Origin of the sequence: Bradyrhizobium barranii subsp. barranii, from assembly GCF_017565645.3 — a bacterium.
In the GTDB taxonomy this organism is placed as follows: domain Bacteria; phylum Pseudomonadota; class Alphaproteobacteria; order Rhizobiales; family Xanthobacteraceae; genus Bradyrhizobium; species Bradyrhizobium barranii.
Map to the genome: position 1 here is coordinate 7,496,294 of NZ_CP086136.1, position 22,652 is coordinate 7,518,945.

At 63.5% G+C, this 22,652-nt stretch carries 22 protein-coding genes and 4 pseudogenes; 16 read left to right on the plus strand and 10 right to left on the minus strand.

Features of this window, described 5'->3' with window-relative positions:
• Positions 1–86: 86 nt before the first annotated feature.
• Positions 87–917 carry an alpha/beta hydrolase gene (locus J4G43_RS36580; protein WP_063982042.1) on the plus strand — a complete coding sequence of 277 codons (831 nt, stop codon included), beginning with the start codon at positions 87–89 and terminating at the stop codon, positions 915–917.
• A 78-nt stretch (positions 918–995) separates the two neighbouring features.
• Complete coding sequence (locus tag J4G43_RS36585) at positions 996–1,172, plus strand: hypothetical protein (RefSeq protein ID WP_208087875.1); 177 nt, start codon at positions 996–998, stop codon at positions 1,170–1,172.
• Positions 1,173–1,222: 50 nt separating this feature from the next.
• On the opposite strand, the gene J4G43_RS36590 is transcribed toward J4G43_RS36585, so the two are convergent.
• Both J4G43_RS36590 and J4G43_RS36595 read right to left on the minus strand, forming a co-directional pair.
• Positions 1,223–1,564 carry a phasin gene (locus J4G43_RS36590; protein WP_014493705.1) on the minus strand — a complete coding sequence of 114 codons (342 nt, stop codon included), beginning with the start codon at positions 1,562–1,564 and terminating at the stop codon, positions 1,223–1,225.
• A gap of 148 nt (positions 1,565–1,712) precedes the next feature.
• Positions 1,713–1,895, minus strand: a pseudogene (locus tag J4G43_RS36595) (hypothetical protein); the annotation flags it as partial.
• A 681-nt stretch (positions 1,896–2,576) separates the two neighbouring features.
• Here J4G43_RS36595 and J4G43_RS36600 point away from each other — a divergent pair.
• A complete protein-coding gene (locus J4G43_RS36600; RefSeq protein ID WP_208087877.1) occupies positions 2,577–2,933 on the plus strand; it encodes a hypothetical protein in 357 nt (118 codons plus the stop codon).
• Positions 2,934–2,983: 50 nt separating this feature from the next.
• On the opposite strand, the gene J4G43_RS36605 is transcribed toward J4G43_RS36600, so the two are convergent.
• Together J4G43_RS36605 and J4G43_RS36610 are read right to left on the minus strand one after the other, a co-directional pair.
• Entirely contained in the window at positions 2,984–3,556 is a 573-nt protein-coding gene (locus tag J4G43_RS36605; RefSeq protein WP_208087878.1) for a hypothetical protein, read from the minus strand.
• Positions 3,557–3,595: 39 nt separating this feature from the next.
• The gene (locus J4G43_RS36610) at positions 3,596–4,126 is read right to left on the minus strand and encodes a GcrA family cell cycle regulator (protein ID WP_208087879.1); all 531 of its coding nucleotides are present in this window, start codon (positions 4,124–4,126) and stop codon (positions 3,596–3,598) included.
• 166 nt (positions 4,127–4,292) lie between these two features.
• Between J4G43_RS36610 and J4G43_RS36615 the strand changes: the two genes are divergently transcribed.
• Together J4G43_RS36615 and J4G43_RS36620 are read left to right on the plus strand one after the other, a co-directional pair.
• The gene (locus tag J4G43_RS36615) at positions 4,293–4,901 is read left to right on the plus strand and encodes a S24 family peptidase (RefSeq protein ID WP_028152904.1); all 609 of its coding nucleotides are present in this window, start codon (positions 4,293–4,295) and stop codon (positions 4,899–4,901) included.
• A 99-nt stretch (positions 4,902–5,000) separates the two neighbouring features.
• Positions 5,001–5,276 (plus strand): hypothetical protein, encoded by a 276-nt coding sequence (locus J4G43_RS36620; RefSeq protein WP_071911765.1) that lies wholly within the window; start codon positions 5,001–5,003, stop codon positions 5,274–5,276.
• Positions 5,277–5,319: 43 nt separating this feature from the next.
• Here the strand turns inward: J4G43_RS36620 and J4G43_RS36625 are convergent, their stop codons facing one another.
• On the minus strand, positions 5,320–6,294 hold the full coding sequence (locus tag J4G43_RS36625) for a quinone oxidoreductase family protein (RefSeq protein ID WP_208087880.1): 975 nt from the start codon (positions 6,292–6,294) through the stop codon (positions 5,320–5,322).
• A gap of 227 nt (positions 6,295–6,521) precedes the next feature.
• On the opposite strand from J4G43_RS36625, the gene J4G43_RS36630 reads away from it, so the two are divergent.
• The 3 genes from J4G43_RS36630 to J4G43_RS36640 all read left to right on the plus strand — a co-directional run bounded on the left by J4G43_RS36630 (position 6,522) and on the right by J4G43_RS36640 (position 9,198).
• The gene (locus tag J4G43_RS36630) at positions 6,522–6,719 is read left to right on the plus strand and encodes a hypothetical protein (protein WP_208087881.1); all 198 of its coding nucleotides are present in this window, start codon (positions 6,522–6,524) and stop codon (positions 6,717–6,719) included.
• A gap of 146 nt (positions 6,720–6,865) precedes the next feature.
• Positions 6,866–7,813, plus strand: coding sequence for an AAA family ATPase (locus J4G43_RS36635; protein ID WP_014493696.1), 948 nt, complete (start codon positions 6,866–6,868; stop codon positions 7,811–7,813).
• 5 nt (positions 7,814–7,818) lie between these two features.
• Positions 7,819–9,198 carry a vWA domain-containing protein gene (locus J4G43_RS36640; RefSeq protein WP_208087882.1) on the plus strand — a complete coding sequence of 460 codons (1,380 nt, stop codon included), beginning with the start codon at positions 7,819–7,821 and terminating at the stop codon, positions 9,196–9,198.
• A 25-nt stretch (positions 9,199–9,223) separates the two neighbouring features.
• Here the strand turns inward: J4G43_RS36640 and J4G43_RS36645 are convergent, their stop codons facing one another.
• Positions 9,224–9,406 carry a hypothetical protein gene (locus tag J4G43_RS36645; RefSeq protein ID WP_028152900.1) on the minus strand — a complete coding sequence of 61 codons (183 nt, stop codon included), beginning with the start codon at positions 9,404–9,406 and terminating at the stop codon, positions 9,224–9,226.
• Between the two features lie 365 nt (positions 9,407–9,771).
• Here J4G43_RS36645 and J4G43_RS36650 point away from each other — a divergent pair, with 365 nt between their 5' ends.
• Complete coding sequence (locus tag J4G43_RS36650; protein WP_028152899.1) at positions 9,772–9,993, plus strand: hypothetical protein; 222 nt, start codon at positions 9,772–9,774, stop codon at positions 9,991–9,993.
• 87 nt (positions 9,994–10,080) lie between these two features.
• Here J4G43_RS36650 and map read toward each other — a convergent pair whose 3' ends face one another.
• Positions 10,081–10,833, minus strand: a complete 753-nt coding sequence (gene map / locus J4G43_RS36655) for a type I methionyl aminopeptidase (protein ID WP_208089511.1) — start codon at positions 10,831–10,833, stop codon at positions 10,081–10,083.
• Positions 10,834–11,016: 183 nt separating this feature from the next.
• On the opposite strand from map, the gene J4G43_RS36660 reads away from it, so the two are divergent.
• Positions 11,017–12,336 carry a dicarboxylate/amino acid:cation symporter gene (locus tag J4G43_RS36660; RefSeq protein WP_208087883.1) on the plus strand — a complete coding sequence of 440 codons (1,320 nt, stop codon included), beginning with the start codon at positions 11,017–11,019 and terminating at the stop codon, positions 12,334–12,336.
• 8 nt (positions 12,337–12,344) lie between these two features.
• Here the strand turns inward: J4G43_RS36660 and J4G43_RS36665 are convergent, their stop codons facing one another.
• Positions 12,345–13,664: a hypothetical protein gene (locus J4G43_RS36665; protein ID WP_208087884.1), complete on the minus strand. Its 1,320-nt coding sequence runs from the start codon at positions 13,662–13,664 to the stop codon at positions 12,345–12,347.
• Positions 13,665–13,819: 155 nt separating this feature from the next.
• The gene (locus tag J4G43_RS36670; protein ID WP_208087885.1) at positions 13,820–15,094 is read right to left on the minus strand and encodes an allantoate amidohydrolase; all 1,275 of its coding nucleotides are present in this window, start codon (positions 15,092–15,094) and stop codon (positions 13,820–13,822) included.
• Between the two features lie 395 nt (positions 15,095–15,489).
• Between J4G43_RS36670 and J4G43_RS36675 the strand changes: the two genes are divergently transcribed.
• The 6 genes and pseudogenes from J4G43_RS36675 to J4G43_RS36700 all read left to right on the plus strand — a co-directional run bounded on the left by J4G43_RS36675 (position 15,490) and on the right by J4G43_RS36700 (position 21,350).
• Positions 15,490–16,602 (plus strand): BMP family ABC transporter substrate-binding protein, encoded by a 1,113-nt coding sequence (locus J4G43_RS36675; protein WP_208087886.1) that lies wholly within the window; start codon positions 15,490–15,492, stop codon positions 16,600–16,602.
• Positions 16,599–17,711, plus strand: coding sequence for an ABC transporter permease (locus tag J4G43_RS36680; RefSeq protein WP_208087887.1), 1,113 nt, complete (start codon positions 16,599–16,601; stop codon positions 17,709–17,711). Before J4G43_RS36675 ends, J4G43_RS36680 begins: the two co-directional genes overlap by 4 nt.
• A 1-nt stretch (position 17,712) precedes the next feature.
• Positions 17,713–18,640: pseudogene (locus J4G43_RS36685) on the plus strand (ABC transporter permease).
• Positions 18,641–18,651: 11 nt separating this feature from the next.
• Entirely contained in the window at positions 18,652–19,335 is a 684-nt protein-coding gene (gene biuH, locus J4G43_RS36690) for a biuret amidohydrolase (protein ID WP_208087888.1), read from the plus strand.
• Positions 19,332–20,851 (plus strand): annotated as a pseudogene (locus J4G43_RS36695) (ABC transporter ATP-binding protein). Before biuH ends, J4G43_RS36695 begins: the two are co-directional and overlap by 4 nt.
• 13 nt (positions 20,852–20,864) lie before the next feature.
• On the plus strand, positions 20,865–21,350 hold the full coding sequence (locus J4G43_RS36700; RefSeq protein ID WP_208087889.1) for a nucleoside deaminase: 486 nt from the start codon (positions 20,865–20,867) through the stop codon (positions 21,348–21,350).
• Positions 21,351–21,528: 178 nt separating this feature from the next.
• On the opposite strand, the pseudogene J4G43_RS36705 reads toward J4G43_RS36700, so the two are convergent.
• Positions 21,529–22,637 (minus strand): annotated as a pseudogene (locus J4G43_RS36705) (hypothetical protein).
• Positions 22,638–22,652: the final 15 nt, after the last annotated feature.

Sequence of the window (22,652 nt, forward strand, 5' to 3'; positions counted from 1 at the left end):
AAATTTAATCCCGTAACCTGCTCACGATCGCTCGATCCGGGGGCTTGCAATGACCATTTTCAGTCGAAAGTGATTGGGACGGAACCATGAAGAGGGTGTTTGCAATCCTGGCCTTTCTCTGCGTGCTCGGCGTCGGCCAGTATTTCGTGGTCAGCCGGTTCGCGATCCGACATGAGATTTTGACCCTGTTCGATGCCTCGCGCCAACGGCCGATCTCGGTCGAGATCGCGGTGCGGCGCGACTACGAGACCAAGGCCAATCTCGGGCTCTGGAAGCTCCCGCTCGCCATCATCAGCAACGGCAACACCGTCAAGGCGACCGAGTATTCCTTCCTCGCCAACGTGCTCGCGGCGCGCGGTTATCTCGTTGCCAGCATCCAGCAGGACCTGCCGAGCGATCCGCCGTTGATGACCCATGTCGGTCAGCAATATGTCGGGCGGCGCGAGGTCTATATCCGCTGCGAGGCCAACATCCTTTTCGCCCTGGCCGAACTGAAGCGACGGCAGGAAAACACCGACTACGACCACATCACCCTCGTCGGCCATTCCAACGGTGGCGACGTCTCGATGTATGTCGCCCATCAGCACCCGGAGATCGTGTCGAAGGTGATCACGCTCGACAATCTGCGGGTGCCCTTCGTGCTCAGCGACAACCTGAAGATCCTGTCGTTCCGCTCCAAGGATCCGCATTTCCAGACCGACCCGGGCGTGCTGCCGACGCCTGAAGAGGCCAAAGCGCGCGGCATCGACATCGTCCATACCGGTGCTCAGCACACCGAGATGAGCGATCGCGGTCCCGATGCGGTCAAGGAGAAGATCCAGGCGACACTCGACCGCTTCTTGCGTGACAGTGCCAGCAGCTCGCTCGCGCCGGCTGACACCAGAAGCCCGATGATCATGAACCCCGGCGACTACTAGCCGGGCCCCCTTTGCGGCAGATCAAGGCAGCTCCAGACTGGCGACGATAGGAAGGGCCTCACCATCCCGGAGGGGCACGTGTCGCACTCCATCGAAAGCCTCGATACGAAACGTCTCGATACGGCAGGCCTTGGCCTGCCAGCTGCGAGGACACCGGCAATCGCGCGGTATCTCTATCGTGCGACCCGCAAGCTGCTGCGGTCGATCATCGCCCGCATCGATCTCTCGCAATTTCCGGGATCGTGCTGCGGCTGAGCGCGGCGTCACGCAGGATCAATTGGCGGGCACGCGGCGCACACCGGAACTCAGGACTTTCCCTTGCCGGGCTGCATGAAACTCCCGGTCATCTGGCGCATGTGGTCGCCGGCGCTGGTGAACTGGCTGCGCAGGAAGTCGGACTGGATTCGCATCGCTTCCTGAAGGTCGGTGGCATGCACGAGCTTGCGCGCGTGCTCGAACGCCGACTTCATGTTCTGCTCAGTGAACGCGAGCGCCTGCTTGGACACTTCGGTACCCGCTCCGGGAACCGACGTCATCGACTTGGTGGCAGCTTCGAAAAACATGCCGAACGCCTGTTCCGCCTGGTCGATCGTCTTTTCGGCCAGGTCGCGCAGTTCGGCCGGGACTTCGAGCTTCGGTTCGATCATGGTCATACTCCTCCCCGTTTTTCCCAACTGAATACCACACTTGCCGGACCGCATTCCAGCGGCAGCCTGGGGGCAAACGTCGCCCGGCGGTCCGCTCCGGCAGGAAAACGAGGGACGAGGCGTAAGGCCGGCGCGCGGCCGGGGGGCAGGATAGGGGGTGCTCGGGAAGGGTTTCTTCGGTGCCGAGGTCTTCGACCAGCTTGATGACCTCGAAACGCTGTCGAGGCCCGAGCTTCAGGAACGCGCGAAGCAGGCGCAGACTTTCAACGGTGCTGCTTGCAGGCGCGCCGAGCTTGAGGTGCAGTTCAGCCGCGAAATTGAGGTTTTTCATCTCGCACCTATGACAAGCATCAGCCCTCGTGATCAGACGTCGAGTTCTCGCTCGAGAACCGAACACCATGACCGGACGCCATGGTGGCCCTGAGATCTCGGCCGGGGCACCCGGTGGGTTAACACGCTGAACCATATACTGGCTCAACCGAACAGGTTGCAATTATGTCAAGAAACAACCCTTCCGGCAAGCCCATCCGTCGCCGTAGCGATGCTTCGTCCGCATCGCACCACGGCAATTCCGGATAACAGGAATATGGACCGTCGTCACCCACCTGCGTCAAGAAGCGGCATCACTCACGCACACGGCCGAGGTGGCTGTCAATCGATGCGGCGTTTCGCCGTGTTTCCGGTGTGAACGAGGCCAGATTAAAGTTTCTTCAGCGTATACACGTAATTGTTGAGTCCGACCTCGGCGGTTGTATCGTCGGCGAAATGAACGTCGAGCCGCGCAGCCGGCCTGCAGCGTCTTGATCCGTCCGCCAGTGAAGCCCCCCTTTGAGCTGCTCGGCTTGGACTCGGTTCCCCGCACCAGGGTTCATCGGTTCGAAGATATCTCCGCCAATGAACCGTCGTTCAAGATTGAACGACCAAGCGGTTGCGATGCGGCCACGCGGACCACGGGCGCCATGGCTGACGGACTTCTCAATTCGGGCGCGCCTCAGCACCAAAGGACGACAGCATGCTTTCCCGCTGCGATCTCATCAAGGGCGGCGCGATCGCGCTTCTCACTTTCTCGATACAAGGCGCATGGGCGCAGGAGACCAGGATGAATCTGTTCAAGATCGTCACCATCAAGGACGAAATCGTCGTCGGATTGTCGACGGAGGAGCTCCAGGCGCTCGGCGGCAATGATGCGAGCGCGGTTGCGCATGCGCTGGCGCAGAAGGGCGATCTCACGGTCTGGCAGTACAACGTGCATCGCGGCCCGAACGGCGAATTGCAACAGGCGCCGACCGCGAAGATCGGGCTCTTGGCCAACGCGTCTCTCCGTGTCGAGCCCTACACGACGCCTTACCAGATCGTGCCGCATCCGTAACAAGAGGCCCGGGCGCGCCTGCGGCGAGACCCGCAGGCGCACCACGACTCTCAACGCTGCTTGGCGCGCCGAGCCCGGCCTTCCGTCGCAAAGCCGTAGATCAGCGCTAGCCGGTCCAGGCATTCGCGAAAGCGCCGCGCGAAATAGTCGTTCCAGCGCTGGGTACGGACAGCGCGCCGCTCCCCGATCTGATCCATGGTCAGCCCCAGCACCAGGACGTCGTGCACCAGCGCGGCGCCGTCGGTACCGAGTTCGCGCTCGACCCGGTTCAGGCGCAGCACAGCCTGGCGCTGGTCCTCGGTGACGGGCTCGCGCGAGCGCGTGCCATCGACATATTCGCGCGTCGGGTCCACCGCCTGGGGCCCGCGCTCCGCCCTCTCCCAGTCGTCCTGGAAGGCGCGTCCGCCGCGATATTGCGCCTCGTCGATCTGGTGATGCGCGTGCAACCGGCCGAGCGGATCGCCGCGGATCGAGCGGACGGCGACGATCTTCTCGCCGGCATCGAGCGCCAGCGGATTGTCGACCTCGACCTCCGCCACCTCGGCATTGAACGGCACCTCGCGCGAGCGCCGATCGTAGATTCCAGTCAATCTGTAGGACTTGTTGCGTCGTGCACCTGCCACTCGGATACTCCTCGCAAAATTGGATGGATAGTGGTCCCGTCAGGCGGCTGAGATCAGCCTCAAGACGACGGGACCGGCGGCGCGAGCAGCCGCGGCCTCAGACCTTCGCGTCAGGCGAGCATGCGGCGTGCAATAGCTGGAGCCCGGCTGGCGCGGATGGCCGCAGAAGGCGATCCCCTCCCCGTCCTTGTCGCCACCATAGGGATAGCGGCAGTCGTCGCGCCCGAGTTCGCCTAGCGCGACCAGGCGGGGCTGGACGCCGACACAGCGCAACTTGACCCGCGCGGGTTTCATTGCGGATTTCGGTGGCAAGTTCAGGTTCGGCACCGCCGCACGGGGCGGCCCGATGAGACAGGCTCCTGACGGCAAGGACGGCACGATCGATGGACTCGTCATCCGCGACGGCGCCGCGAGTCCCAGCCGCTTGGCGCGGCCGGCCACCGCGTTGCGTGTGTAAGCCGTTCCAAACCTTCCGTTTATCTGTCTTCCGATCTCCGCATAAGACATTCCCTTGAGAAAATAGTCGCGAAGCGCGTCGGAGTGCTCCGACGGCCAATGACCCGGTTCCATGCTGCTGTCCTGTGATGCGCCTCCTCCGATCGCTCGATCGCGAGGCGGGGCGTACATTCCGTTATTCCGAAGCAACTATCAAGCGACAATTCTGATATTCATAATTGCATCAATTCCGAATTTCGGATTACAAGAGGCGGGACGATGGGCAATCGAGGGAATCACCATGTTGGACGTTGCAATGATCGAGCGGGGCCTGGAGAAGACGGGCAAAAGCAAGGGCGGCCTGGCGGCGGCCATGGGCGTGCGGCCCGGCGCGGTGTCGGAGATCCTGGGCGGCGAGCGCCTGGTGAAGGCGTCCGAAATCATTCCCATCATGGAATATCTTGAGCTCAATCTCGCGCCGATCATGGGCCGCGTCGGGGCCGGCGCGGTGATCGAGCCCGATTATGAACAGGTTCCCCCGGAAGGCCTCGGCGATATCGCGCTGCCGTTCCCGATCATGGAAGAGACCGTCGCCTTCGAGATCGTTGGCGATTCGATGCTGCCCAAATACGAGAGCGGCGACGTGATCGTCGTCTACAAGGACCAGCGCCATCCGCTGTCGAGCTTCTACGGCGAAGAGGCCGTGGTCCGGCTCAAGACCGGTGAACGCTATTTGAAGACCATCGAACGCGGGAAAACTCCCTCCGTCGTCAATCTCAACAGCTTCAACGCCAAGCCGATCGTCGGCGTCAAGCTCGAGTGGGTCGGCGAGATCTGCCTGTCCATGCCCAAGGGCCAACTCGAGCGGCTGCGCGCCAAGTCGGCACGCCCTCGCAAGAAGAGCAAATAGGCGCCGATTTCCGATTTTTGGAAATCTTCCTTGACTTAATTCTGTTTTTCGGAAATACTCTGCCGCGTTCCCGGCTACGGGGCGCGGCAGGATCGTTTCATGCAGTATTTCGTCGTGATGATCGACTATGGGCGGCGCGGACGCGAGGCGGTCGTCGATCCCGAAATCACAAGGCGCGAGGTCATCTCCCGCGTCGCTTCGGGTGAATATCGAAACATCTCGTTCATCCACGAAATCGCGGAGAATGCGGTGGAGGACGTGACCGAGGCGATCCTGACCGAGGCCGCCCTCCCCCAGGTTCCGCCTGAAGAAGTCGACCTCCAGGCGATCCGTCTCGATCACAACCGCGATCTGCGCAAGCACGAGAAAACGTGACGCAGCCCAAATGGGCAGCGTCACGTCACTGCCCGGCCGGATATCACACCGTGAGAACGGTCGATCCCGTGGTCTTGCGCGCAGCGAGATCGGCATGCGCCTTGGCGGCATCCTTCAGCGGGTACGTCTGGTGCACCTCGATCTTGACTGCGCCGGACTTCACGACGTCGAACAGCTCGTTCGCCATCGCGACCAGGGCCTCGCGCTTGGCAGCGTAGGTGAACAGCGTCGGACGGGTGACGTAGAGCGAGCCCTTCTGCGCGAGCAGACCGAGGTTGAGCGGCTCGACAGCGCCGGAGGACGCACCGAACAGCGCGGCAATACCGAGCGGCGCAAGACAATCCAGCGACTTCAGGAACGTGTCCTTGCCGACGGAATCATAGACCACCGGCACCTTCTTGCCGCCCGTGATCTCGTCGACGCGCTTCACGAAATCCTCGCGCGTATAGATGATCACATGATCGCAGCCATGTGCCTTGGCGAGCTTTGCCTTCTCGTCGCTGCTGACGGTGCCGATCACTGTCGCGCCGAGATGTTTTGCCCACTGGCTCAGGATCAGACCGACGCCGCCGGCCGCGGCATGGAGCAGGATGGTGTCGCCGGCCTTCACGCGATAGGTCTGCCGGATCAGATATTGGGTGGTGAGGCCCTTCAGCATCATGGCCGCCGCGGTCTTGTCATCGACACCATCAGGCAGCTTCAACAGCCGGTCGGCCGGGATCAGCCGCGCCTCGGCATAGGCGCCGAGCGGCGAGGCACCATAGGCAACGCGATCGCCGGGCTTCAGATCGGTAACGCCGGCCCCGACCTCCTCGACGACGCCGGCTCCCTCGCTGCCGAGACCGCTCGGCAATTGTACCGGATACACACCGGAGCGATTGTAGATGTCGACGAAGTTGAGACCGACGGCCGTGTGGCGGATGCGCGCCTCGCCAGGTCCGGGCTTGCCGACACTGACCTCCTCCCAGACCAGGACTTCAGGACCGCCGGTCTTGTGAAAGCGAATGGCATGCGTCATGGGCGTTGCTCCCTTATCGTTGCAGTGAAGGTCCGTGGAAAACGGATCGGCCTGTGAAATAGGAATTCGGTCGGCCCGTTACAGTACAGAGACGTAACAAGAATGTCACAGCGAACGACAAACGCCTGCCGTTCCGCCTCTGTTCGAAAGAGTTGATGACGGCACCGGCGCGTTCCGGCAGTAGCCTTTTCGCGGGGTTTGGTGGTCGCCTGCGAAGGAGAGCCGAGATGCCAGCTTATGTACAGCATCATCAGGACATCGAAATCGCGCCTGTAATTTGTCCCGCCTGCATGGGGTTCCTGCCGATGTATGTCCGCGAGGTCGAACCGCATTGGGGCCTTGCCAAGATCGACTTCGTCTATGAATGCGCGGACTGCGGCGCCGAAGTCCGGCAGACCATCCGCAAGCCGGAACTGCGGCACTGACCGCACGATCAGCCATCGCTTAAGTATTTGCGCTGAACGGAAAAAGCGACGTTCAGCGCGGGTCAGGCCGTCCCAAACGAGGCTTGTTCTTTGCCGGGAACGCAGGCAGAACAAGCCTCAAGCAAGACCTTTGGGAGCGCCCTTTCGTGGCTGAACAGAAGGCCTCGACCTCGATCGAGGCAGTGGAGAGCGGCCTCGCCGCGCAAGGCTATATCGCGAGCCGGCAGATCGCGACCGCCGTCTATTTGTCGCAGCAGATCGAGAAGCCGATCCTAGTCGAAGGCCCCGCGGGTGTCGGCAAGACCGAGCTTGCCAAGGCCATTGCTGCCTGGCGCGGCATGAAGATGATCCGCCTGCAATGTTACGAGGGCCTCGACGAGGCCAAGGCGCTCTACGAGTGGAAATACGCAAAACAGCTTCTCTACACCCAGATCCTCAAGGACAAGCTCGGCGAAGTCCTCGGCGGCGCGCAGACGCTGCATGACGCACTCAATCAGCTCCACGATTTCGGCGACGTGTTCTTCTCCAAGGAGTTCGTCGAGCCGCGGCCGCTGCTGCAGGCGCTGGAGCAGCCGGGCGGTTGCGTGCTGCTGATCGACGAGATCGACAAGTCCGACGCTGAATTCGAATCGCTGCTGCTTGAGATCCTGTCCGACTTCCAGGTCACGATCCCGGAGCTCGGCACGGTCGCGGCGATCACGCCGCCGACGGTGATCCTCACCTCGAACAGCGAGCGTGACCTCGGCGACGCCCTGAAGCGGCGCTGCCTGCATCTGCATATCGGCTTCCCCGAGCAGCGGCTCGAAGAACGCATCGTCGAGAGCCGCGTCTCCGGTATCTCGCAGGCGCTGCGCCGGCAGATGGTCGGCTTCATCCACGAGATCCGCTCGCTCGACCTGAAGAAGCTGCCTTCGGTCAGTGAGACCATCGACTGGGCGCGCGTTCTGGTTCTACTTCAGGCCTCGGAGCTCGATACGGACATCGTCAAGGACACGCTCAATGTGCTCCTGAAGTACGAGGCCGACATCGAGGCAGCAACGCCGCAAGTTACGACCTTCATTGCCAAGGCGGCACGGTCCAACGTCTTCGGTTGACGCCGATGCGCGAGAATCTCCATCGTTTCTTTCGAGCGGCGCGCGGTGCCGGCGTGCATGTCTCGCCCGCCGAAAGCATCGATGCGATGCGCGCGGTCAACCAGGTCGGCTTTTCCGACCGGGCCATCCTGCGCGATGCGCTGCTCCTGACGCTCGCCAAGTCGCAGGACGAGAAGCTCGCCCTCGGCGACTGCTTTGATCTCTTCTTCAGCCAACCAGAGCCGCGGCAGGATCAACCCGAGGCCGACGACAACGACGACGCATCGCAGGACGCGGATCAGACCCCCTCACCCGGCTCGGCCAGTGAAGCAGGCGAAGGCCAGGCTTCCGAAGCATTAGGCCCGCTTGCGCAGATGCTGCTGTCGCAGGATCGCAACGCGATCGCAGCCGCGATCGCCAGCGCTTCCGGTGCGGCTTCGCTGTCCGACATCCGCTATTCGACTCAGCGCGGCATCTTTTCCAGCCGCATCCTCGACGCCATGGGCCTTCAGCGCCTGCGCGACGATCTCGACGCGCTCACCGCGACCAATCCGTCGCTGGCCGAGCGTCTGCGCGGCGCGCTGGACGCGTTACGCGAAGCAGTCCGCGACACGGTCTCGCAAGGCCTTGCGCTTTATGCCCGCGAAGAGGCCGAAAACCTCCGCAACGAGATCCTGCGCAACGCGCCTCTCGCCCGCATCGAGCGGCGCCAGGTCGCGGAGATGCGCGCTCTCATCCGCCAGATCGCGCGGCGCCTGCGCGAGCGCTACTCGAAGCCGCGGAAGCGTCAGCGCCGCGGCCATCTCGACGTGCGTCGCACACTGCGCCGCAACGCGGCCTGGGGCGGCGTGCCCTTCCTCACCGCGTGGAAGCGCAAGCATCGCGATCGGCCGAAGATCGTCGCCATCTGCGACGTCTCAGGCTCGGTCGCGCAGGTCTCCGATTTCTTCCTGCTCCTGATCCACTCGCTGCACGAGGTGGTCGACGACGTCCACTCCTTCGCCTTCTCCTCGCATCTGATCGAGGTCAGCGAGATCCTGGAAAAGAAGTCGCCGGAAGAGGCGATGGCCGAGATCATGTCCAAGGTCGGCTTCGGCTCATCCGACTACGGCTCTTCGCTCGTCGATTTCGAGAAGGGGTTTATGAGCACGCTGACGCCGCAGACCACGGTGATCGTGCTCGGTGACGCCCGCAGCAACAATCTCGACCCGCGCGCCGACATCCTGCGCCGCATCTCCGAACGCTCGAAGCGCGTGGTCTGGCTCAATCCCGAAGGACGGCTCGCCTGGGGCTTCGGTGATTCCGAGATGCCGCGCTACGCGACCTTCTGCACTGTCGTGCGCCAATGCGCCACCGCACAGCAGCTCGAACGCGCCGTGTCCGACATCGTGGCGACTTATCAGTAGACGGCAATCACGTCCGCCGCTGGCGTCAGGCGGCAGTCAGCTCGGCCTGGACGAGGTTGCACTCCCGAAAGTGATGCGCAATTTCGTCGAGCGCGCGCTGCTCCCATTCCTGGGCCTGCGCGAGCCAGAACGCCCGTCGCTCCGAATCCAGCGCCGCGCGCTCTCGGCAGAGGAATTCCTGACTGCGAATTGCCATCAGCCTGTTCATGCACTCACACTCCTGTCGTGTGAAGCCAATCCCCTACGAATCAACGTAGCAGAGTCCAGTCAGAGTCCAATCGCCCTCGCTTCACGATTTCTGTGCATATCGCGACGCGCAATGGGACAGTGATGCTTCCCGTGCACTGCGGTAACTCTCGCCGCACGATCAAGCGCACATCATCAATTAGTGATCGGAGACCGGGACGATTTTCGTGCGCGAACGATCTTAACTGTTGTGGCGCAATGAAGTGCGGCAATTCGTGAAGAGAGGTTCTAAACAGCTTACCGAATTCCCGACTCATTGTCGTCGCATGGTGTTCATGCGGCGTCGCTAACAGGGGCTCGCCAACTTGGACTATCGCTTGAGGCAACATGAGCAACGACATCGACTTCGATCTTTCGCCGGACCAATGGGAAGCGCTGAAAGCGCTTCGCAACCCCGTGTCGAATGGTCGCCTCTCGAAGGCCTATCTCGTCGAAGGTCTCGTCAAGCTCGGTCTCGTTGTTGTCAATGACGGCGTACCTTCGATGACGCCAACCGGACGCAAGGTGCTGGTGCGCGGATCGTGCCGGCTACTGGATCTCGTGGCGTGACGAGACTGTCCGCGCGCAATAGCTCTGCATGATCGCCTGAAAAATAATCTCTTGCGTTCCCCCTGACAGGGCGTCGCGGGGACGACCTCAATCCGCCAGCGTAACGATCAAAGGCCCATTGCGGGTTGCGACAACCGTGTGCTCGTACTGAACGGTAGGCGCCTCGGGGCTGCTGTAGAGCGTCCAAGGATCGTCATCACCGTTCTCGGCCCACTCCGCGCCAAGCGACAGGAACGGCTCGACGGTGAACACCAGGCCATCGCTCATGATGCGGCGCTCGGAGCGATCGGGCCATGTCGCGATCTCCGTCGGCTCCTCGTGGAGCGACAAGCCGACACCGTGACTGGCTAGGTTCTTGACGAGCATGTAGCCGTTTTTCCGCGCAAACGTCCCGATGGCTTGACCGATGCCGGCAATCGGCTTGCCGGCTCCAACCTGCAGCAGGCCCATCCACATCGCCCGCCGACCATCCCTGCAAAGACGTTCGATCGAACGGGTCGCGGGCGGAACGGCGAACGAGGCTCCCGTATCGGCAAAGAAGCCGCTCTTCTCGGCCGAGACGTCGATGTTGACGAGGTCGCCACGCTCGATCCGCCGGGCCCCCGGGATGCCATGAGCGATCTCTTCGTTCACGCTGATGCAGGTTGCGCCAGGAAAGGCATAGGCCAGTTCCGGCGCCGAACGCGCTCCGGCGGCCTCAAGGAGCTCTCGTCCGATCCGGTCGAGTTCCGCGGTAGTCATGCCGGGCTCGAGCGCCTTCCCCATCGCCTCAAGGGCATTGGCGACGATACGCCCGACCTCTTTCAGGCAGATCAGATCGTTCTCATTCGAGATTGTCATATCAGGCTCTTGCGAAAGCCGGGACATAGCTGTTGCGATGCCGACTTGCAAACGGAAGAGCGCGCGCAGGAATCCTTGGATTTTGCGGCGCCCTGGATGACTTCCAAGACCAAGCCGCGACAATCTGGCACGGTTGTTGCTCCTTTTTGACGTCCAAGACGCGTCAAACCGGGGGAGTCCACAATGTCGACCATCACCGCGGCACCTACCGCCGAGCCGAAGCCGCTCTACACCTCGCTGTTCGTCCAGGTCCTCGCCGCGCTGGTGCTTGGCGTCATCCTGGGGATGGCCGTTCCGGACTTCGCCATCGGGCTCAAGATCCTCAGCGATGCCTTCCTTAAGCTGATCTCGATGATCGTGGCCCCGATCGTGTTCTGCGTCGTCGTGCACGGCATTGCCGGCGCCGGCGACCTCAAGAAGGTCGGCCGGGTCGGCGTCAAGGCGCTGGTCTATTTCGAGGTGATGACGACGGTCGCCCTCGTGGTCGGTCTGCTGCTCGCCTATCTCTTCGGTCCCGGCCACGGCATGAACATCGATCCTTCGACGCTCGACGCCAAGGCGCTCAACACCTATGCCGACAACGCGCACAAGCTGTCCGGCGGCGGCATCGGTGCCTTCCTGATGAACGTGATCCCCAGCACCTCGTTCGATGCGCTGTCGCGCAACGACGTGCTCCAGGTGCTGTTCTTCGCGGTCCTGTTCGGTGTCGGCCTTGCGCTCGTCGGCGGTGAGAAGGGCGCGCTGGTCACATCGATCATCGACGCGGCCTCCACCGTGCTGTTTCGGGTCATGGGGCTGATCGTGCGGGTCGCGCCGCTCGGCGTGCTCGGCGCGGTCGCCTATACCGTCGGCAAATACGGTGTCGGCTCGCTGAAGCAGCTCGTTTCGCTGGTGATGCTGTTCTACGTCTCGGTTGGCATCTTCGTGCTGGGCGTGCTCGGCGGCGTGATGGCGCTCGCCGGAATCAACATCCTCAAATTCCTCGCTTACCTGCGCGAAGAGTTGACCATCGTGCTCGCGACCGCGTCCTCCGATGCCGTGCTGCCGCAGATCATGGAGAAACTGGAGCGGATGGGCGTGAAGGATTCCGTCGTCGGCCTCGTCATCCCGACCGGCTATTCCTTCAACCTCGACGCTTTCTCGATCTACCTGACGCTCGCCGTCGTCTTCATCGCGCAGGCGACCAACACGCCGCTGTCCTTCGGCGACCTCCTGCTGGTGCTCGGCGTCTCGCTGATCACGTCGAAGGGCGCGCACGGCGTGCCGGGCTCGGCGATCGTGATCCTGGCCGCGACGCTCAACGCGGTGCCGAGCATTCCCGCCATCGGCCTTGTGCTGGTGCTGTCGGTCGATTGGTTCATCGGCATGGCCCGCGCGGTCGGCAACCTCGTCGGCAATTGCGTGGCGACGGTGGTGGTCGCCGCCTGGGAAGGCGACCTCGACCGCGCCAAGGCGGCCAAGGTGCTGGAGGGCGGCGAGCTGGTGGACGTGACCGCGGGATAGGCCGCGGATCAATCATTCCACTGGACGAGCGGCGTTCCATACGCCCTCCTCCAGACCGACAGGAAGCGCGGAAACCAGGAGTGCGCCACGGCGCCCTTATAGGCCCAGGTGCGATACTTCAGGCCCTGCTCCGAGATCAGCTCCTGATAGCCGCCATGGACCTCGGTCGCGGTCCGAATGGCCTTCAATATCCCCTGCGCGCAAGCCCGATAGGTATCGCTCCCTGAGGCTTCATCAAAATCCAGCATCCGATCCGCGAATTCGACATTGAACGTCGGCCACGACGAACGCCCCTGATAGGCCGGCGCCGCGATCTTGTGGATCATCTTGTTCCGTGGATTATCCGCGGACACCAGGAAGTGGAACGTGCTGGGGATGCGAAAGCGCGGCTCGGCGATGATCAGATCCGTCGTAGCCGCAAACAGCGCCCGCTCGCTAGCATTGTTCATGTCCCAGAAGCCGCGATGCACGCTGACGAAATCCAAGGCCACCAAGGACACCGGTGCGCCCGCCGGGCCGTCAAGCGAATGCCTGATATAGCCGTCCTTGCCGAACAAACGGAGCAGATCTCTCTTGTACTGCGCAAGGTCGCGACCGAGCAGCCGCTTCAGTTCGTTCTCGTCGACGATCCCGAGCTGCACGCCCCACACAAACGTCGTGTAAACGCAAGCGTTGGTGACGAAGCGCCTGCGCTCGGCCCTCGTATCCGTTGCCGCAGAGCGAGGCCCGCCGGCATCGCACAGCAAATATCTGGTGCCATCAGTGTCAAATGGCTCCAGTTCGCTCGCAAGCCGGAGGATCGCTCGCTTCAGGTCTGCGCCATACTCGGCCAGCAACAGGCGGCCGGCATGTGCGCATTGCGACATCGCCAGATAGGAAGACGCTCTCTCGTCGGCACCTATCATCTGCTGGAGACCGGCGAGAATGCCGAGCAGCGTGTCCGAGGGCCGCGAGAAATAATTCACGCCGAGGTACCGCCCGCGCCCCGCAGGAACGATCGTCGTCGTGACCACGTCGGCGCGAACCGCCTCCAGCAGGAGGCGAACGCTCTTTTCGAGCAGGCGAGCCCGACGGACTGCGTCCTGCGCATCCATGATGGTTTCAGGGTCCAGGACGTCGGGGTAAAACCAGGCGAAGTCGCGCGGGTAATAGGCGGAGGCGTGCGGCGCTCCCGTGACGAGGAAGGCCTCGGTCACCGAAAAGGCACTGTCCATCGAGTGCCGGTAGAGGTCTTCGATGTCCGACAACGCATGATGCGATTGTCTCAGGAAGCGATCACCGAGAAAATTGACCGCCTGAAGCGCGTTGGCGACAAAGGTCGCAGCCATCCCCTGTTAGAACCGGTTCTCACGATGTGATGGAAAAGAGATGTCGCTGTTCATATGCGTCAATCGGCTGATGTCTCGTGACCCCGTGATGGCGGCCACCATTTTAAACATGACTGATTCGTATCTCTACCCGGTGACTTGCGGGCTTCAGGCAATCAGTTCGCGCCGGCACGGCCCTCCTGCGGCCTGAAATTCTCGATCACCCGCAGCAGCACGCGCGCGCCGGCGTCGGCATCGGCGAGCTCGACGTGCTCGTCCGGGTGGTGGCTGATGCCGCCGCGGCAGCGGACGAAGATCATGCCGACATCGGCGATATCGATCATCGCCATGCCGTCGTGCCCTGCCCCGCTCGGCAGCTCGAACACCGACGCGCCTTCGGCAGCGATCGCCTGCGCGATCTGATCCTTCAGCCAGGGTGCGCAAGGCGCAGTGCGGTTCTCGTGCGTGACGTCGAGCTGAAGCGCCAGTTGCCGGCGCTTGGCGATGGCCTCGATCTGGCGGACGACGTCGGCGACCGCGCGTTTGCGATGCATGTCGGTCGGTGCCCGCATGTCGATGGTGAACGACACTTCGCCCGGGATGACATTGGTCGCGCCGGGCCTCGCCTGGATATAGCCGACGGTGCCGACCAGCCCGTCCGCGTCGGTGCGGCAAAACTGCTCGATCGCGCCGATGCATTCGGCCGCGCCGGCGAGCGCATCACGGCGCAACGCCATCGGCACGGTGCCGGCGTGACCGGCCATGCCGGTCAGCCGCGCAGCAAGCCGTGTCGCGCCCGCAATCGCGGTGACGACACCGACGGATAGGTTCTGTGCTTCCAGCACCGGGCCCTGCTCGATGTGCAATTCGAGATAGGCGAGCAGTTCACGCCGGGCCCGCGCGGCCGCGCCGATGTGATCGGGATCGAGGCCGAACGCGACGAGCGCATCGCGCATCGACACGCCGTCGCGGTCGCGCGCGTTCAGGACGCTCTCGTCGAAGGTGCCCGCCACCGCCCGGCTTCCGAGCAGCGTCGAGGCGAAACGTACCCCCTCTTCATCGGCAAAGCCGATCACCTCGATCGCAAACGGCAGGCGCTTGCCGCGGCGGTTGAGATCGGCGACGCAGGCAATCGCCGTGGTCACCCCCAGCGGCCCGTCCCATTTCCCGGCATCGCGCACCGTGTCGTAGTGCGAGCCGAGCATCAGGCAGGGCGCCCCCAACTGCTCGCCTTCGTAGCGTCCGCAGACATTCCCGATCGCATCGAGATGCGCGCTCATGCCGGCTTCGCGCATCCAGCCCAGGATGAGGTCAGCGGCCTTGCGCAGCTCGTTGGTGAGATAGATGCGGGTGAGCTTGTCGCCGTCTTCCGAGATCGCGGCGAGCTCATCGATCCGTCGCACGATCTCCCCGCCGAGCGATGCATTCTGAACGGCGTTACCAGCAACCATCTCGGCGAGCTTCCCATCTCTTGGGACCGCGGCAGCGGTCCTGGCGGCAATCGATACAAGTTCGGTGCCAGCGAAAAATCACGAACGCGATTCCGATCCGCGCGTGGGTAGCATGAATGCGGGTTGCCGGCAGACCGCAGCTCCCGTCACGCACACACGCGAGCTGGCCTGCTGCTCAACTCCATTGCATACAACTACTTTATTTTGCTCAATAATTAATCTGCGGATCTTCTCGGCAGGATTCTGAGTATTCATAAACATTATATTTTTCAATGGCTTCATATCAGTTGACCGCTCCGTGGCCTCTGGCACGAAGCTTGCGACATCTTATCCCCAGGCTCCGCCAGACCGGCGCGGCCGCATTAAGGCGGGACATCCGCCAAGGGGAGCGAGCAATGGATTTCGGCAAGATTTCACGACGTCATTTGTTGCAGGGCGGCGCGGCGCTGACCCTCGGTGCGGCAGCGGGCGTCCGTCCCGCCTTCGCGGCCGATACCACCATCGGCTTCATCTATGTCGGCTCGCGCGACGACTACGGCTACAACCAGGCGCATGCGCAGGGCGCGGCGGCACTGAAGAAAATTCCGGGGCTGAAGGTCGTCGAGGAAGAGAAGGTGCCGGAGACCGACGCGGTCGAGAAGACGATCGAGTCCATGATCAACCTCGACGGCGCCACCCTGCTCTTCCCGACCTCGTTCGGCTACTACAACCCTCACATGATCAAGATGGCCACCAAGTTCCCGAAGCTGCGCTTCGAGCACTGCGGCGGCCTGTGGAGCGACAAGGATCCGAAGAACGCCGGCAGCTATTTTGGCTATATCGACGAGGCCCAGTACATCTCGGGCATCGTTGCCGGCTACACCTCCAAGAGCGGCAAGCTCGGCTTCGTTGCCGCCAAGCCGATCCCGCAGGTGCTGCGTAACATCAACGCCTTCGCGCTCGGCGCCAGGCTCGCCAATCCCAAGGCCACCACCCAGGTTATTTTCACCGGCGATTGGTCGATGCCGGTCAAGGAGGCCGAAGCCACCAACAGCCTGATCGATCAGGGCGTCGACGTACTCACCTGCCACGTCGACGGTCCGAAGACCATGGTCGAGAACGCGGCGCGCCGCGGCACCTTCGTCTGCGGCTATCACACCAACCAGTCGCCGCTGGCGCCGAAGGCGTATCTCACGGGCGCCGAGTGGAATTGGGAAGCGCTCTATCCGAAGTTCGTCAAGATGATCGCCGCCGGCGAAAGCATCCCGAACTTCTATCGCGGCGGACTCAAGGAAGAGATCGTCAAGACCTCGCCCTACGGTGAGGCAGTCTCCGCCGAAGCGCGCAAGCACGCCGACGAGGTCAAGGCCAAATTCCTGTCGGCGGAGGGCTACGCCATCTTCAAGGGCGGGCTGGTCGACAACAAGGGCAAGACGGTGATCGCGGCTGGCACCGATCGCGGCCAGAAGGATCCTGAGCTGGAGAAGATGGACTACCTGGTCGAAGGCGTGATCGGAGCGACTTCGTGACAACGGAAGCCGCGGATTCCACTGAAGCGGCCGAGACAATTGCCCCGGCCCCCGATCCCGGCTTTCTCCAGCGCCACGGCGCGACAATCGAATACATCCTGATCCCGGGCGCGGCGCTGGCCGGCGCGCTCGTGATCTTCGGCATCTTCGTCGCGATGTTCGGCAAGAACCCGCTCGACCTCTATTTCTACATGTACTACGGCGCTTTCGGCACCTGGTTCTCCTGGCAGAATACGTTGACGCGTGCTGCGCCGCTGATCCTCACCGCGCTCTGCACCGCACTGCCGGCACAGCTCGGCATGGTCATCATCGGCGGCGAAGGCGCGCTCCTGATCGGCGCGTTGTCGGCGACCAGCGCCGCGCTGGCGCTTCAGGGCATGCCGCCGCTCGTCGTGCAAATTTCCATGGTCATCGGCGGCGTGATCGGCGGCGGCCTGTGGATCATGCTGTCGGGCGCGCTGCGCCAGTATCGCGGCGTCAACGAGACCATCTCGAGCCTGCTGCTCGTCTACATCGCGCTCGCGATCCTCAATCATCTTGTCGAGGGGCTGATGCGCGATCCCGCCAGCCTCAACAAGCCGTCGACGCGCGAGATCGGCGCCGCCAACATGATCGGCAGCATTCCCGGCACCGACGTGCATTGGGGCCTCGTCTTCGGCCTGATCGCCGCGATCGCCGCCTACATCCTGATCTATCACACCGTGTTCGGCTTCGCTGCGCGGGTCGCCGGCGGCAACATCCGCGCCGCAAAGATCGTCGGTCTCGGCGTCAGCAAGCTGATCCTGACCGTCTGCTTCCTCGCCGGCGGCGCCGCGGGCCTTGCCGGCATGGTCGAGGTCGCCGCCGTGCAGGGACGCACCAACGCCAACCTTGCGGCGGGCTACGGCTTCACCGGCATTCTCGTCGCCTTCCTTGCCCGGCAGAATCCGCTCGCGATCATTCCCGTCGCGATCCTGCTCGGCGGCATCAGCGCGAGCGGCGGCCTGCTGCAGCGCCGCCTCGGATTGCCCGACGCATCCGTTCTGGTGCTTCAAGGCATCATCTTCGTCTTCGTGCTGGCCAGCGATGCACTTTACGGCCGCATTGGATTCTTGAAGGGAAAATCCTGAGATGGCAGACGGATCGATCGGTCTCTGGACTGTTCCCCTCGCCGTGCTCGGCGGAGCCATCCGCGTCTCGACGCCGTTCCTGTTCGTGAGCCTGGGCGAATGCATCACCGAGCGCTCCGGCCGCATCAATCTCGGCCTCGAGGGCACGCTGGTGATGGGCGCGATGAGTGCCTACGGCATCTCGTATCTCACGGGATCGCCCTGGCTTGGCGTGCTCGCCGCCGGCATCACGGGTGCACTGCTGGGGGCGCTGCACGCCGGTATCTGCTCGCTGCCGCGCGTCAACGATATCGCGGTCGGCATCGCGCTGATGCTGTTCGGCACCGGCCTTGCCTTCTATCTCGGCAAGCCGCTGATCGAGCCCACCGCGCCGCGGCTGCCCGCGATCGATTTTGGCTGGTGGAGCGACATCCCGCAGGTCCGCGCCGCGCTGCGCGTCAACGTCCTGTTCCTGATCGGCGTCGCGCTCGCGCCAATCCTCTATTGGGCCTTCCGCACCACGCGCTGGGGCCTTTTGATCCGCACCGCCGGCGAGAGCTCCGATGCCGCGCGCGCGATGGGCCATTCCGCGTCTGCTAATCCGCCTGCGCGCGACCATGGTCGGGGGCTTCCTCGCCGGCATCGGCGGCTCGTTCCTGTCGCAGTTCTATCCCGGAAGCTGGAACGAAGGCCTGTCCTCGGGACAAGGCATCACCGCCGTGGCGCTCGTGATCTTCGCGCGCTGGGATCCCCTGCTCTGCCTGTGGGCCTCGCTCGCCTTCGGCGGCGCCGCAGCCTTGGGGCCCGCACTGCAATCGGTCGGCGTCACCTCCGGCTATCACCTCTTCAACGCCGCCCCCTACATCCTGACGCTGGCGATCATGATCATCACCTGCTCGCCGAAACGCACACTGACCGGAGCCCCGGCCGAATTGTCGATCACCCGCTAGAGAGCGAAATCATGCCCGAGCGCTATATCAAGTCCGAGCCCTACGCCTGGCCCTACAATGGCGATCTCCGCCCGGAGAACACCGCGCTCATCATCATCGACATGCAGACCGATTTCTGCGGCATCGGCGGCTATGTCGACAAGATGGGCTACGACCTCTCGCTGACGCGGGCGCCGATCGAGCCGATCAAGAAGCTGCTCGCGGCGATGCGCGCCCAAGGCTTTCACATCATCCATACCCGCGAGGGCCATCGCCCCGATCTCTCCGACCTTCCCGCCAACAAGCGCTGGCGCTCGCGCCAGATCGGCGCCGGCATCGGCGATCCCGGCCCTTGCGGGCGTATCCTCGTTCGCGGCGAGCCGGGCTGGGACATCATCGAGGAGCTGGCGCCGCTGCCGGGCGAGCCGATCATCGACAAGCCCGGCAAGGGCTCGTTCTGCGCCACCGACCTGGAGTTGATCCTGCGCGTGCGCGGCATCGAGAACATCGTGCTGACGGGCATCACGACCGACGTCTGCGTTCACACCACCATGCGCGAGGCCAACGACCGCGGCTTCGAATGCGTCCTGCTGCACGATTGCTGCGGCGCCACCGACAAGGGCAACCACGAGCACGCGCTGAAGATGATCAAGATGCAGGGCGGCGTGTTCGGCGCTGTCTCGACGTCGGACGCCTTCATCGGAGCTATTTCGTGATCATCGGCGAAACGCCGCCGCCCGCAGGCGCCTTCGGCGTCGACGCCATCGCCATGACCATGCGCTTCGGCGATTTCCTCGCGCTCGACAATGTCGAGCTGAAGGTACGGCCGGGCTCGTTCCACGCGCTACTCGGCGAGAACGGCGCCGGCAAGTCGACGCTCGTCAAATGCATCATGGGCTATTACCACGCGACCGAAGGCGACATCCTGGTCGGCGGCCGCGAGCAGGCGATCGCAAATCCAAAGGACGCCCACGCGCTCGGCCTCGGCATGGTCTACCAGCATTTTACCCTGGTGCCGGCCATGACGGTCGCGGAAAACCTCGTGCTGGCCCGCGACGATGTGCCGGCCGTGGTGAACTGGCCGAAGGAGATGAAGGAGCTCGAGGCCTTTCTGGCGCGGATGCCGTTCAAGGTGCCGCTCGGCGCCAGGGTCTCCGACATCTCCGCCGGGGAGCGGCAGAAATGCGAGATCCTCAAGCAGCTCTATCTGAAGCGCCGCTTCCTGATCCTGGACGAGCCGACTTCGGTGCTGACGCCCGCGGAGGCCGACGAAGTGCTCGGCATGCTCCGCGATATGGTCGTCAAGGGCGAGCTGACCATCCTGATGATCACGCACAAATTCCGCGAGGTCATGGCCTTCGCCGACGACGTCACGATCCTGCGCCGCGGCAAGCTCGCAGGTGCCGGCAAGGTTTCCGAACTCACCCCGGATGCGATGGCGCGAACCATGATCGGCGCCGAGGAACTGACCGTGCAGCCGCCGCGCACCGGCGAAGCCGGCCGGGCCCGGCTGGAATTGGCAAAAGTCCGCGCGCTCGACGACGCAGGCGCCATCGCCGTGCATGACGTCTCACTCACGGTCCGCGCCGGCGAGATCGTCGGCATTGCCGGCGTCTCCGGCAATGGCCAGCGCCAGCTGGTCGAGGTGTTGGCCGGCCAGCGCGAGGCGGAGAGCGGGGAAGTCCGCGTCGCCGGCGATTCCTATCATGCCAGCCGCGAAGAAATGCGCCGCCACAAGATGTCGCTCCTGCCCGAGGAGCCGCTCAAGAACGCCTGCGTCGGCGGCATGAGCGTCGCCGACAACATCGCCTTCCGCGAATTCGACCGCACGCCCTTCGCCAGCGGCGGCTGGTGGCTCAACCGCGGCGCCTTCCGGGACGATGCGAAGAAGAAGATCGCCCAGTACAAGATCAAGACCCGCACCCCGGACACGCCGATCGCGGCGCTGTCAGGCGGCAACGTCCAGCGCGCCGTGCTGGCGCGCGAGCTTGGCGGCAACGTCGAGGTGCTGATCGCGGCCAATCCCTGCTTCGGCCTCGACTTCGCGGCGGTGGCGCAGATCCACGCCGAGATCATGGCGGCCCGCAACCGTGGCGCCGCCGTGCTGACCTCGACGAATTGCTCGAACTCTCCGATCGGCTGGTGGTGATGTTCCACGGCGAATTCGTGTATGAAGCACGAACCAGCGAAGCCGATCTGACCGTGGTTGGCCGGCATATGGCGGGGCATTGACCAGGGACGAGCGATGAGCGGCGGATCCGAGCGCGACGAACACTTCCTCCGCCTGTCCTTTACGGTCGCCCGCCGCTCGCTCACCCATGGCAACCATCCGTTCGGCTGCGTCGTCGTCGATGCCGAGGGCAACGCGCTGATCGAGACCGAGAACGGCTACATGCCCGACCACGACGGCACTGCGCATGCCGAGCGCCTCGCGGCCACGCAGGCCTGCCGTAGGTTCGACCGCGAGGTGCTGGCGAAGGCCACGCTCTATTCCTCCGCTGAACCCTGCGCGATGTGTGCCGGCGCGATCTACTGGGCCGGCATCGGCCGCGTGGTCTACGGCCTCAGCGAGCACCGCCTGCGCGGCGTCACCGGCAACCATCCGGAGAACCCGACGCTCGACCTGCCCTGTCGCGAGGTCTTTGCCAGCGGCCAGCGATCGACGGAAGTCGTCGGGCCGCTGCTTGAGGACGAGGCCGAGGCGCTGCACGACGGCGTGTGGACCAAGTAGCGAGCTCAACAACTCGACTTCGTAGGGTGGGCAAAGCGAAGCGTGCCCACCGATAACTAACTATCTGGGAAGATGGCGGGCACGGCGCATTGCGCCTTTGCCCACCCTACGCTCGGAAACGCTAATAACGCCGCGCATTCCTGCGCGGCGTTATTCAAACCTGGAGACATTCAGTCGATCAGAACTTCACAGTGACGCCACCGTACACCGTGGACTCGGTGCAGCTGTTGGTGCTCTGGCCGGTCGCGGCGACCGTGCAGACGCCGGGCATGGCGTTGTGGTCGAGGCCGAACTTGTTCTGCCAGTAGCGATAGGCAACCCAGAGATCGACGAAGTGCGAGTACTTGTCACCCCAGGCGGCCTTCGAAGCGTCGAAGGTCAGACGGATCGGTTCGCTGTTCAACTCGACTTGGAAGCAGTAGAGAACCGGCCAGGGCCGGAGAGCGCGGGAAGGCCGTTCGAGTCGCCCTTCGCTCCGTACCAGCCGGCGCGGCCGCTGATCGACCAGAACTGCATGTTCGGCGGCAGGAAGCCGAGGTCCATGTAGTAGTTGATTTCGACGGCCCAGGTCGGGTTGTAGCTGACATTGCCATCGGAGTTACAGCTCACACCCGGGAGGGGGCCAGCAAAACCGCTGCCGCACTGAGTGAAGGCGTTGTGGTTGGAGAACTCCCAGTACATCAAGGGCGCGACGTTGATGTAGCCCTTGTAAGGAAGGTCGAAGGCGAACTGGAGACCGGCAACGACGTCCCGCTTCGCGGGCGCCAAGAAGGTGTTCTCGGAATTGCCATCCATACCGACTTCAAACGAAATGTTCTGCAGCGGCCCCATGGTGAAGGCCTTGGTGTTGAAGAGCTGGTTCCAGCCGAAGGTCGAGCGGAACAGGCCGTAGATCTCGGTCGCGCCGGCGCAGTCGGCTGCACCGAAGGAGGAAGACAGACCAGGTGCGATACAGGGCGAAGCAGGGTCGTTATGACCCGACTTGAACATCGAGATGGTGAAGAAGTTGGTGCCGTAGGCCCAGAGGTCGAAGTGCGTGAACGAATAGACCTGCTTGGCGGTCGTACCGTTGATGCTGCCGTTCGGATTGACGCTCCACATGCCGGGGTCAGTGCCCTTGGGCATCCAGGAGAACGTGACGCGGTTGTCGATCACCAGGAAGAACGGGACGTCCGACGCTTTCTTGGCAGCCTTGACCGGCAGGTCCGCTGCCTCAGCCAGCCCACCGGTAGCGAGTGTAGCAATCGACAGCGCCGCGGCTGCGATTGCCTTGAAACCAAACGACATCCTGAATACCCCCAT

Coding starts and splice junctions, on each gene's coding strand:
- J4G43_RS36600 (WP_208087877.1), top strand. CDS start 2,577: ATGCTTTCCCGCTGCGATCTCATCAAGGGCGGCGCGATCGCGCTTCTC.
- map (WP_208089511.1), bottom strand. CDS start 10,833: ATGACAATCTCGAATGAGAACGATCTGATCTGCCTGAAAGAGGTCGGG.
- biuH (WP_208087888.1), top strand. CDS start 18,652: ATGCCCGAGCGCTATATCAAGTCCGAGCCCTACGCCTGGCCCTACAAT.
- J4G43_RS36610 (WP_208087879.1), bottom strand. CDS start 4,126: ATGGAACCGGGTCATTGGCCGTCGGAGCACTCCGACGCGCTTCGCGAC.
- J4G43_RS36630 (WP_208087881.1), top strand. CDS start 6,522: ATGCCAGCTTATGTACAGCATCATCAGGACATCGAAATCGCGCCTGTA.
- J4G43_RS36640 (WP_208087882.1), top strand. CDS start 7,819: ATGCGCGAGAATCTCCATCGTTTCTTTCGAGCGGCGCGCGGTGCCGGC.
- J4G43_RS36675 (WP_208087886.1), top strand. CDS start 15,490: ATGGATTTCGGCAAGATTTCACGACGTCATTTGTTGCAGGGCGGCGCG.
- J4G43_RS36660 (WP_208087883.1), top strand. CDS start 11,017: ATGTCGACCATCACCGCGGCACCTACCGCCGAGCCGAAGCCGCTCTAC.
- J4G43_RS36645 (WP_028152900.1), bottom strand. CDS start 9,406: ATGAACAGGCTGATGGCAATTCGCAGTCAGGAATTCCTCTGCCGAGAG.
- J4G43_RS36590 (WP_014493705.1), bottom strand. CDS start 1,564: ATGATCGAACCGAAGCTCGAAGTCCCGGCCGAACTGCGCGACCTGGCC.
- J4G43_RS36700 (WP_208087889.1), top strand. CDS start 20,865: ATGAGCGGCGGATCCGAGCGCGACGAACACTTCCTCCGCCTGTCCTTT.
- J4G43_RS36670 (WP_208087885.1), bottom strand. CDS start 15,094: ATGGTTGCTGGTAACGCCGTTCAGAATGCATCGCTCGGCGGGGAGATC.
- J4G43_RS36650 (WP_028152899.1), top strand. CDS start 9,772: ATGAGCAACGACATCGACTTCGATCTTTCGCCGGACCAATGGGAAGCG.
- J4G43_RS36620 (WP_071911765.1), top strand. CDS start 5,001: ATGCAGTATTTCGTCGTGATGATCGACTATGGGCGGCGCGGACGCGAG.
- J4G43_RS36625 (WP_208087880.1), bottom strand. CDS start 6,294: ATGACGCATGCCATTCGCTTTCACAAGACCGGCGGTCCTGAAGTCCTG.
- J4G43_RS36665 (WP_208087884.1), bottom strand. CDS start 13,664: ATGGCTGCGACCTTTGTCGCCAACGCGCTTCAGGCGGTCAATTTTCTC.
- J4G43_RS36580 (WP_063982042.1), top strand. CDS start 87: ATGAAGAGGGTGTTTGCAATCCTGGCCTTTCTCTGCGTGCTCGGCGTC.
- J4G43_RS36615 (WP_028152904.1), top strand. CDS start 4,293: ATGTTGGACGTTGCAATGATCGAGCGGGGCCTGGAGAAGACGGGCAAA.